The organism is Novosphingobium sp. PhB57 (genome assembly GCF_004342985.1).
In the GTDB taxonomy this organism is placed as follows: Bacteria; Pseudomonadota; Alphaproteobacteria; order Sphingomonadales; family Sphingomonadaceae; genus Novosphingobium.
Genome location: NZ_SMBO01000029.1, coordinates 1 through 9,261 on the forward strand (window position 1 = coordinate 1; position 9,261 = coordinate 9,261).

Annotated in this window: 10 protein-coding genes and 2 pseudogenes; 8 read left to right on the top strand and 4 right to left on the bottom strand. The window is 58.0% G+C overall.

Translation table 11 applies throughout. The annotated features are described in order from the left end of the window. Positions 1-95: 95 nt before the first annotated feature. Together EDF58_RS25430 and EDF58_RS25435 are read right to left on the bottom strand one after the other, a co-directional pair. A pseudogene (locus EDF58_RS25430) lies at positions 96-173 on the bottom strand (IS5/IS1182 family transposase); the annotation flags it as partial. Positions 174-241: 68 nt separating this feature from the next. Next, the gene (locus EDF58_RS25435; protein ID WP_132270561.1) at positions 242-529 is read right to left on the bottom strand and encodes a hypothetical protein; all 288 of its coding nucleotides are present in this window, start codon (positions 527-529) and stop codon (positions 242-244) included. A 648-nt stretch (positions 530-1,177) separates the two neighbouring features. On the opposite strand from EDF58_RS25435, the gene EDF58_RS25440 reads away from it, so the two are divergent. The 4 genes from EDF58_RS25440 to EDF58_RS25460 all read left to right on the top strand — a co-directional run bounded on the left by EDF58_RS25440 (position 1,178) and on the right by EDF58_RS25460 (position 5,101). Further along, positions 1,178-3,532 carry a PAS domain-containing hybrid sensor histidine kinase/response regulator gene (locus EDF58_RS25440; protein WP_243654515.1) on the top strand — a complete coding sequence of 785 codons (2,355 nt, stop codon included), beginning with the start codon at positions 1,178-1,180 and terminating at the stop codon, positions 3,530-3,532. 139 nt (positions 3,533-3,671) lie between these two features. After that, on the top strand, positions 3,672-4,055 hold the full coding sequence (locus EDF58_RS25445) for a response regulator (RefSeq protein ID WP_243654516.1): 384 nt from the start codon (positions 3,672-3,674) through the stop codon (positions 4,053-4,055). Between the two features lie 495 nt (positions 4,056-4,550). Continuing rightward, on the top strand, positions 4,551-4,796 hold the full coding sequence (locus EDF58_RS25455; RefSeq protein ID WP_132270577.1) for a type II toxin-antitoxin system ParD family antitoxin: 246 nt from the start codon (positions 4,551-4,553) through the stop codon (positions 4,794-4,796). A gap of 2 nt (positions 4,797-4,798) precedes the next feature. Then, a complete protein-coding gene (locus EDF58_RS25460) occupies positions 4,799-5,101 on the top strand; it encodes a type II toxin-antitoxin system RelE/ParE family toxin (protein WP_132270567.1) in 303 nt (100 codons plus the stop codon). A gap of 186 nt (positions 5,102-5,287) precedes the next feature. On the opposite strand, the gene EDF58_RS25465 is transcribed toward EDF58_RS25460, so the two are convergent. Next, positions 5,288-6,103: an oxidoreductase gene (locus EDF58_RS25465; RefSeq protein WP_132270569.1), complete on the bottom strand. Its 816-nt coding sequence runs from the start codon at positions 6,101-6,103 to the stop codon at positions 5,288-5,290. A gap of 75 nt (positions 6,104-6,178) precedes the next feature. Here EDF58_RS25465 and EDF58_RS25470 point away from each other — a divergent pair, with 75 nt between their 5' ends. Further along, positions 6,179-6,559, top strand: a complete 381-nt coding sequence (locus tag EDF58_RS25470) for a MerR family transcriptional regulator (RefSeq protein ID WP_132270571.1) — start codon at positions 6,179-6,181, stop codon at positions 6,557-6,559. A gap of 291 nt (positions 6,560-6,850) precedes the next feature. On the opposite strand, the gene EDF58_RS25475 is transcribed toward EDF58_RS25470, so the two are convergent. Next, positions 6,851-7,252: a VOC family protein gene (locus EDF58_RS25475; protein ID WP_132270572.1), complete on the bottom strand. Its 402-nt coding sequence runs from the start codon at positions 7,250-7,252 to the stop codon at positions 6,851-6,853. A 362-nt stretch (positions 7,253-7,614) separates the two neighbouring features. Here EDF58_RS25475 and EDF58_RS25480 point away from each other — a divergent pair, with 362 nt between their 5' ends. From EDF58_RS25480 to EDF58_RS25490, 3 genes and pseudogenes are all read left to right on the top strand, one after another. Further along, on the top strand, positions 7,615-7,863 hold the full coding sequence (locus tag EDF58_RS25480; protein ID WP_132270574.1) for a type II toxin-antitoxin system ParD family antitoxin: 249 nt from the start codon (positions 7,615-7,617) through the stop codon (positions 7,861-7,863). Next, on the top strand, positions 7,860-8,177 hold the full coding sequence (locus EDF58_RS25485; RefSeq protein WP_132270575.1) for a type II toxin-antitoxin system RelE/ParE family toxin: 318 nt from the start codon (positions 7,860-7,862) through the stop codon (positions 8,175-8,177). The genes EDF58_RS25480 and EDF58_RS25485 overlap by 4 nt, the downstream gene beginning before the upstream one ends. 627 nt (positions 8,178-8,804) lie before the next feature. After that, positions 8,805-9,146: pseudogene (locus tag EDF58_RS25490) on the top strand (transposase); the annotation flags it as partial. Between the last annotated feature and the right edge of the window lie 115 nt (positions 9,147-9,261).

A 9,261-nucleotide genomic window follows, 5' to 3' on the forward strand; every position in this document is an offset into this window, starting at 1 on the left:
ATGCTGAAGATGGGCAGCCGGTGCCGGGGCATGCCCCGGCACCGGCTTAACCGTCCCGACCCGAATGAATTTCCAGACCTGTGGTTACACAACCCCCCGCGCGGTTTGTTCGGCAGAAGTGGCCCGATGATCGCCCATTCCCTATCGGTAAGTTCGTATCGCCGCCGTGTCATCGAGCCTCCATCTCAATGGAGACGCTGGATCACGTCAGCCTCAAAACCTCAATCATTTCGAACCTGGCTTAGGTCAGCCGCTCCATACGTCCGTTCGAGAAGTAGCCGATCCTTCTATCGCTAAGTTCACCGCGCACGCGCGATGAGAGCGTAGGGCCTTCGTCGTCCAATAAGGCCACGTCGTTGTCGGGAAACCCTGCAAAATGGGCCTCCTCATACTTTCGCTGCCAAGCAGCTATATCGGCAGCCAGTTGTGCAGACAGGCCTATAGCATCGGGCGCGACATATCCGCCCGCGACCGCATCACGCACGCCCGTATCCGAAAGCATGCCATCAATAAGAAGGTCAGTCGTCATTGGGCCAAGCTAGCTCGCCGCCCGCGCCGTCCGCAACAGCCCATCTCGTTTTATGAGTTTACGACCTAACACAAGAATCAGGCGCCTTCCTGGGGGAACGCCGCTCTATCGCCTGACAGCGACCGAACCTCAAACGGGTTCGGCTGGGAAGGGTGACGGTCATATCCGGCGGGCTTGCTGATGCAGCATTCCGGCTGCCCTGCGCGCTGAGGCAAATGCCGCCCATGCGCCGCGAGCGCAGCTTTTCTTCACAGCCCGCCGTGTGATTGCCGATTTCTCGAAGCATTTCATACCACTGACCGAGCCTGAGGTGATCGTCGTGGCCTCAGAGAGATGCTGGTATGATGTTTTTGCAGGTCCGAAGTGCGCGAGCGTTGCTTCGCGCTAGGTCGGCCTCCGACAAGGAGCGGTGGGGATGGGGCGGCGGGTCGCGCCGGTCCTGCGATGCGATGTCGCAAATGCGAAAGAATGTGAGTATTTCGAGCTACCATTTCCTCAGCTTTGCGTTCTAGGCATTGCCGGCAAGATTGGAGCGGCGGTGTGGGGGCAATGGTGTCTTTGGATTTGGAAGAGTTCGCGTGGGAAACAACCCCATTGGGCCCAATGGCAGGGTGGTCGCCGGAGCTTCGCACGACTTACGACATCATAATGTCCAGTGGGTTCGGGATGTGTGCGGTTTGGGGACCCGAGCGGACGTTCGTCTACAACGAAGCCTACATACCGTTCCTGGGCGAACGCCATCCCAGCGCGCTTGGTCGGCCCATTGAACAGGTGTGGTTTGACGTCTGGAAGGACATCGAGCCATTGATCGAAAGGGCGATGTCGGGCGAAACTGTGCATCTGGAAAATATGCACTTGGTCATGACGCGAAACGGCTTCGTGGAGGACACCTATTGGACCTTTTCGTACAGCCCGCTGCGAGAGAGAGGCCGGATCGTCGGCTTTCTTGACGTCGCCTCTGAGACCACCGCCTTGATTGCCGCGCAGCATAGTGATCGGGCCAACGCGGAAAGGGTTCGGCTTGCCCTCAGCGCCGGGGCAATCATCGGTACGTGGGTCTGGGATATTCCAAATGACAGCTTCGCCGTTGATCCAGCATTTGCCCAAAGTTTCGGCCTGGATCCGGCGCTCGGCAGGACTGGGATCCCGCTGGAGCAGGTGATTGCCACGGTTCATCCCGATGATCGCGATGGCCTTGTTGCGGCGATCGAGGACGTCATCGAGCGCGGAGGCGCCTATGCGCACCAGTACCGCGTTCGCCGTGCGGATGGCTGCTACTACTGGATTGAAGCGAATGGACGGGTGGACCATGACCCTGATGGCACGCCGCGCAGCTTTCCGGGCGTGCTAATCAATGTGGATGAGCGGCGCGCGATAGAGGCGGAGCGCGATCGGGCTATCGCCATGTTGCGATCGTTGAACGAACAGCTCGAACACCGCGTGGAGGAGCGGACCCGCGAGCTGCGGGATTCGATGGATTTCGCGCGCTTGGCCCTGTCCGCGGTTGGGGGTGTCGGGGTTTGGACGTTCGATGCTGCTACCGATTGCTTCATCTGCGACGACAACATCTCGCGGCTGTACGACATCGATCCGGTGAAAGGTGCAAACGGCATCAAGCGAGCCGACTTCCTCGCCCACGTCCATCCAGACGACCAGGCTGCGCTTCGCGCCACGATGGCGGGCGGTCTTGTCAACGCTGGAGATCTGGAACTCGAATATCGGATCGTTCACCGCGACGGGTCGGTCCACTGGGTGCTCTCGCGAGGACATACGTATTTCGACCACGCGGGCGAGCCGGTGCGCCGCACTGGTGTCGGCGTCGAAACGACAAAACAGCGGCTGGTCGAGGAGCAGCTTCGTCAATCGCAGAAAATGGAAGCGGTCGGTCAGTTGACCGGCGGGATCGCTCACGATTTCAACAATCTTCTTCAAGGGATCACTGGCAGCCTGGAGATTATCCAAAAGCGGATCGCACAAGGAAGGTTCGCCGGACTGGACCGCTTCGTGAGTGGAGCGACGACTGCAGCAAACCGGGCGGCTGCGCTTACCCATCGCCTTCTGGCATTCTCGCGGCGGCAACCTCTTGACCCGCGGCCAGTAAATGTGAATGCGCTGCTTAAGTCGATGGAAGATCTGGTTCGCCGCACGATCGGCGAGAGCGTCGACCTGGTGCTTGATCTGGCAGAGGGTCTGTCGCGTACGCGCTGCGATCCTAACCAGCTGGAAAACGCGGTACTCAATCTTGTGATCAACGCCCGCGATGCCATGCCCCATGGCGGCAGGCTTACGGTTGAAACGGCCAACCGGCAGCGCGACGCCCAGGAAGCGAGTGGCCCGGGCGGCGCTTCCGGGGAATACATCTGCGTCAGCGTGACCGATACCGGCACTGGAATGAGTGCGGATACGATCGCGAAGGCATTCGAACCGTTCTTCACGACCAAGCCGATCGGACAGGGGACTGGCCTCGGCCTTTCGATGATCTATGGCTTCGCGCAGCAATCCAAAGGTCATACGCAGGTCCACAGCGAAATCGGCAAGGGAACGAGATTCGAGTTATATCTCCCACGGTATCGCGGTGAAGATGGTGATGAAGAGTGCGACCTTTCGGTTTTGCCCAGCGACATACCGGCAAGCGAATCCGGCGAGGCGGTGCTGGTAGTAGAGGATGATGATGTGGTCCGCAGCTTGATCATCGAGGAACTGCATGAACTGGGCTATGCAACGCTTGAAGCTATCGATGGGCCCGGTGGCTTCGAAATCCTACAGTCCGCGCGGCGCGTTGATCTGCTCGTAACCGATATCGGGTTGCCCGGCATAAATGGCAGGCAGGTGGCCGATGCCGGACGCGTCCTGCGGCCCGGGCTGAAGGTGCTGTTCATGACAGGATATGCCGAGAATGCCGCTCTTGCTTCCGGCTTTCTCGAGCCGGGAATGGAGATGATCACGAAACCGTTCGCCATGGGTGCTCTGGCGACAAAGGTGCGGCAGATGCTTGAAGTATGAGGCGCGCTTGGGAACGCGCAATTCTTCCGGAACAATAACCGCGGTAGAGAAGGTAGCTCGCACGCACGGGGAGGGCGACCGAAGTGGAACTATGTCCGCGCCCGGCCGCTACGTCTTTCAGGACGATAAGGAAGCGCACTTGAGCGAAACAAACGGCCCCACGATCCTGGTTGTTGAGGATGAGGCGCTGATCCGAATGATAAGCGCCGATATCCTGACGGAAGCCGGTTTTCACGTTCTTGAAGCGCAGAATGCCGATGAGGCCATAGCGATCATGGAAGCCGCCGACCACGTCGAACTCGTATTCACCGACATCAGAATGCCTGGAAGGATGGACGGACTGGAGCTGGCAGCGTTCGTGCACGCGCACTGGCCCGACGTGCGGTTGTTGGTGACCTCGGGCCACGTTGTTTTATCAAGCAAAGAGATTCCGGATGGCGGTCGTTTTGTAAGCAAGCCCTACGAACTTACTCGTCTCGTGTCGGAGGTGCGCGCGATCGTCGCTCTTCCCGCCAAGAGATGAGCGGATTTCTTACCTAAGTTCGCCCCAAATTGCTTGGGCGTAACGCGGGCTCGTTGACGCGCGCGCTGGTCGCAACCCGCACGCGATTGGTACAGATCATGGTTGAGCTATCCAATCAGATCCGCGGCCTTATGAAGACCTTTGGTCTCGCTGTCCCCGTAAAAGCGGATCTCCCAAATTTGCCTGGGCTTCAGGGCCCGCTTCGCACCGAAAGTGCCCCCTGCATTCCAGACAGGGCGCTTGGGGGAAGCATTCACGGTTTCAGTCATTTCCATGATCATTCTCCAATTGGCCAAAATTGGCCATTCTGAAGAACGACTGCATCCCTCCGGGGGAAATTTGTAAGACTTGGCGCAAGTATTGCTAAGGGGTTGTAGAAGGCGTCGGCTGCAGAAAGGCCTCTGTTCGGGAGGGGCAGACCATGGCTGAGCATCAATTGACAAACTTTGCCAATCTTTGCCAATCTTTGCTGCTTTCCTTGCCTTGGAGGTTGCCATGGCTACAATGAATATCTCACTGCCCGATCCGTTGAAGCAATGGGTGGAAGCGCAAGCTGACACTGGTCGGTATAGCAATGCCAGCGACTATGTTCGCGATCTCATCCGCCGTGACCAGGAACGCGCCGACAAGGTCGCCGCCATGGAGCGCCTTGTCGATGAAGCGCGAGCCAGCGGTCTGAGTGACGAAACGATGGCCGACATCCGGGCGCGAGCGATCAGCCAAGATGGCTTGCAAACCTGACCGTGCCACGTTTTGGCTTAACACGCGCCGCAGCCGACGATCTGACAGCCATCTCTCTCGAAGGCATAGGGCAGTTTGGCTTGCAGCAGGCCGAAGCCTATCACGAAGGGCCGAGCGCGATTTTCGCGTTTCTCGCTGATTATCCCCATGCCGCGCGCTTGCGAGAGGAAATCTCGCCTCCTGCCCGCGTGCATCCCTACAAGGCCCACCTGGTCATTTATGATGTGGGGGATGAGGGTGAGGTCATCATTCTGCGCGTCCGGCATGGTCAGGAAGATTGGATATCCCCGACAGAGGACGGCTAGCCGTGGCTGTGTAATGCATACGCCATTCTGTAGATCCTTTTGCGGCATTTCTCCTAACGATGCCGCGGCCACGGGGCCTGAGCGCCCGTTCTGGCGGCAGGCCGGCTTGCGGCGGAACCGACCATTATACGCCGTTTGTTGGACCTTCGACAAACGACCACTTTGGACGAAACCCGTCACTCGATCTCACCGAAAAGCGAGCATGACCAATCGATCGAACATTCGATCCGAGAGGTGCCGCCGCAGAAAGAGTAATGGTCGTGCTGCCAAGCCACCACTATAGCGGGTGGCCGGTCGGCGTGCGCCGAGCGCCTTCATCACCATGTCGGAAACGACGCTAGGCGACGGTGCCTTGCGACCCTGCATCTTGCTAAACTTGGCAACCATCTCGGAGTAGGCGCCATGGCCTGACACTCGCTTTGCAGCGTCGGAAGCGATGGCTTCCCACTCGGATGCAATCCCGCCGGGCTCGATCACGACGACATCGATCCCGAACTGACGGACTTCATTGCGTAGGGCATCCGAATAGCCCTCCAACGCAAATTTGGAGGCGTGATACCAACCGCCGAGCGGCAGTGCGAACTTGCCACCAATCGACGAAATGTTGAGAATCCGGCCTGCCCCCCGCGCACGCATCAGGGGCAGGCATAGCTGGACGACGCGCGCGAGGCCAAAAAGGTTCGTCTCCATCTGGCGTCGGGCCTCTTCCATCGGCACATCCTCCAGCGCGCCATATTGACCATAGCCGGCGGCGTTCACCAGTACGTCGATTCGCCCGCTGGTCTGTTCGATCCGTTCGAGGACCTTCAGAATGGACAGTTCTATCGTGACATCGAGTGCGAGAACATGTGCGCCCGCCCTATCGAGATCGGCCATCCGGTCGACACGGCGTGCAGCGGCATAGACGTCGTAGCCGGCACTGAGCAGCCGGCGGGCAATATCTTTTCCCATGCCGGAAGATGCGCCCGTCACGAGGGCCACGGGTTTGGTGGATGTAGGCATGAAGGCGTCACTCCGGTTTACGACAAGCGACGCATCAGATAGTCTGTTGGGTAACCCTACAGTCAAGGGAAATCTATGCTGATCAATGAAGTCGCCCGGATCGCCGGTATGTCGAAGGACGGAATCCGGCATTATGAGGAGATGGGTTTAATTGCCTCCAGCCCCCGACAGGCCGGAAGCCGGTTCTACCGCGACTACGATCCCGCGGTGCTGGAGGTCATCGAGCAGATCCGCCAAGCGCAGCGACTGGGCTTCTCGCTAAAGGAGATCGGCCCGCTGTTGAAGGCGCATGGTTCGGCCAGGCTCACCCCGGAGGAGACTGTCGCTTTCCTGCAAGATCGGCTCGTCGCTATACACGAGAAGCAGGCGGCGCTGCGGGAGATCGAGGAGTTTATTTCGGAAAAGCTCGAACGCTATCGGCGGGTGGTGGATGAGCTGGAGAAAGCGTCAGCCTGAGCTTCGAGGTACAAAGCGACGGATGATCCCTGCTGATTACAGGCTTCCCAACTCGCGATCGTGCCGAGCGTGACAGCTGATATGGATCGGTGGGATAAACTTCAACGGCTCTATACCGCGTTCAATCAAGGGCTTGTACCGCATGCTCTTGCCGCAATGAACATTCTGTTGGACTAGCATGCCGAATGCCCTTCATCGGGTAAGGTCATTTGCAGGATCGCCACACGGACGCCGTAAATGGAGGTGGCGGGCTACCGAAATAGGGATGACTATCACTATTCGGGATCGTCGTCAGGCGTAGGAAGATATCTCGACGAGATTGCCGTCCGGGTCACGAACGTACACCGATCGAATTGGGCCAAGCGCGCCGCTTTTTGCCACGGGGCCCAATTCGATCGCAACTTCGCAATGGATCAGATGCTTGGTTACATCATCTGGAGCGGTATCCGTCAAAAAGCAGAGATCGTCGCTTCCGGGGCACGGAGCGCGACCGGTGAACCAAGTCTCCTGGGTGATTGCGATCGGCCGCAGGTTCATTTTCTGGACGCCAAACATCATACTTACCCGCGTTTCGCCAGAAGGAGCCAGTATCTCAGAGCGGGTCATTCCCAGAACCCTCTCATACCAGTTGGCGGACACTTGAACGTCGCTGACGTTGAGAACGATATGATCAAGTGCGTGGACAGAAAGCATGCAACCATTCTTAACAGAAATGCGCGGTGACGCGCTACCGTGCGAAAGTTGTTCGCGCGCGTCTATAGATCTTCACGTCGCTTTCGCAGTGCAGGGCGTTGTCAGAGAGCCTCTGTCCGCCTCGCGCAAGAGCGGCCAATCAACGTCACCGTCGCGAACGACCGCTTTGTCCCACATCGCGGCGTTTGGCGCGCGGCAAAACCGACCCTTATTCGCCGTTCAGCCGCTGATTTTTCACTCCTATCTGCGGCTGGTCCGCTTTCCCATTCCTGGACCCACTTCCGGCGCATTACCGCTAACCGGGCACTAGCATCCGCACACAAGATGCGATATGATAAAATCATATTTGAACGGAGGGCGGTATGGCTGCGAAGGCAATAACGGTAACGCTTGGCGAAATGTCATCGCACGCCGAGCGCCATCTGGCGTCTGGCCGATATGCTTCTATGAGCGAAGTGATGCGAGCGGGTTTACGCGCGCTGGATCGCGAAGAGGCAGTTTTGGATGAATTAGTGCGCGTCCGCGTTGCGGAAGCCCTAGCTGACCCCCGTCCCCCGATGCCGCTCGACCGGGCATTTGCGCAGGTTAGGGCCTCGATCGCCAAAGCATGACCTATGATGTGCAGCTGTCGGCATTGGCGATCGAGGATTTGATTGCACTTCACCAATGGGTGAGCGTGGAAGCTGATATTCCCACGGCAGACGGCTATCTTACCAGAATTGAAAACCGCATCGCAGCGTTGGGCGATTTCCCGCAGCGCGGGTCGCCCCGTGATGACTTAGTGGTAGGCCTGCGAACGCTGACATTCGAGCGTCGTTTAATAATAGCGTATAATGTAGATAGGAAGGTCGTCACCATCCAGCGTGTCATCAATGCTTTTCGTGACCTGGCACCGATTCTTCGAAGCTCTTCAATTGGCGTATGATTGCCATTTTCTGCTGTCGACCCTTTACGGACACTCAGCCCCCGATTTTCCGATCCCATCTGCCGCCCGTCCGCTTTCGCATCTTCGTTGCTCAAAAGGGCCGGGAGGCGAAAGTCAGGTTCCGAGAGATTGACCGTCACTTGGTGCCGTTTCCCGTAAATCAGATCGTACGGTCAGATTGCGGAGTATACCAAATGCCTGTAGGTCCCGAGCCAGGAGGTGAATCCACAGTGCAAGACTTTGCAGACGTGATCACGAACATGGCATCTGCAATATTCTGTCTGTCGTTTTGCTTCCAGAATATCAGGACCACCGCAGACTGCGCCTCATGCGCTCCGGTTCTGCAATTTTAACTGCTGCATGGCTTCTGCTTGCGGTGGTTTACCCTGTACCAGTTATGATCGAAGCTCCAGAAGAGACTAGGGCGCTTGCGGTCTATGTAACGCGCGCGGCTTTTCTCGGCAGCATCATCGTTGTCGCTGCGATTGCAGGATGGCGTCGATTTCGAGCGATATTTAGCATTTTCGGCTAATGCCGGCTTTATGGCCCTCTTGCCTGTTGATTACCACTGAGAAGTGACCCCGGGGGGGATGCGGACGAAATCTTGGACCACCATGGAGGTAGTTCATGTATTCCTACGCAGACAGGATCCGGGCGGTTGAGTTGTATCTCAAGCTCGGCAAGCGGATTAGGGCCACCATTCGCCAGCTGGGTAATCCTACCAAGAATGCGCTTAAAGGCTGGTGCCGAGAGTACGAGCAGCTGCAGGATTTGCGAGAGCGCTGCGCGCCTCGATCGCCGAAGTATTCCGAGGCTGACAAGCAGGCGGCGTTGGAGCACTACCGCACTCACGATCGCTGCATTGCATCGACGATGAGAGCCTTGGGTTATCCCGGTCGTGGCACCTTAACGGCGTGGGTTCGAGAGGCGTTTCCGGATGCGAGGGCATCCATGGTCGGTCGATCCTGGCGTCCCGCGTATCCCGAAGCCTTAACACGCCGCGGAAAAAGTCAGTTTCGGACCGTTTGAGCGCCGGATTTTGATTAGGTTTAGCGCCAACGGGGTGGTGTCATCGGTATCTGTT

Coding starts and splice junctions, on each gene's coding strand:
- EDF58_RS25475 (WP_132270572.1), bottom strand. CDS start 7,252: ATGCTTTCTGTCCACGCACTTGATCATATCGTTCTCAACGTCAGCGAC.
- EDF58_RS25440 (WP_243654515.1), top strand. CDS start 1,178: ATGTCCAGTGGGTTCGGGATGTGTGCGGTTTGGGGACCCGAGCGGACG.
- EDF58_RS25470 (WP_132270571.1), top strand. CDS start 6,179: ATGCTGATCAATGAAGTCGCCCGGATCGCCGGTATGTCGAAGGACGGA.
- EDF58_RS25455 (WP_132270577.1), top strand. CDS start 4,551: ATGGCTACAATGAATATCTCACTGCCCGATCCGTTGAAGCAATGGGTG.
- EDF58_RS25465 (WP_132270569.1), bottom strand. CDS start 6,103: ATGCCTACATCCACCAAACCCGTGGCCCTCGTGACGGGCGCATCTTCC.
- EDF58_RS25435 (WP_132270561.1), bottom strand. CDS start 529: ATGACGACTGACCTTCTTATTGATGGCATGCTTTCGGATACGGGCGTG.
- EDF58_RS25485 (WP_132270575.1), top strand. CDS start 7,860: ATGACCTATGATGTGCAGCTGTCGGCATTGGCGATCGAGGATTTGATT.
- EDF58_RS25480 (WP_132270574.1), top strand. CDS start 7,615: ATGGCTGCGAAGGCAATAACGGTAACGCTTGGCGAAATGTCATCGCAC.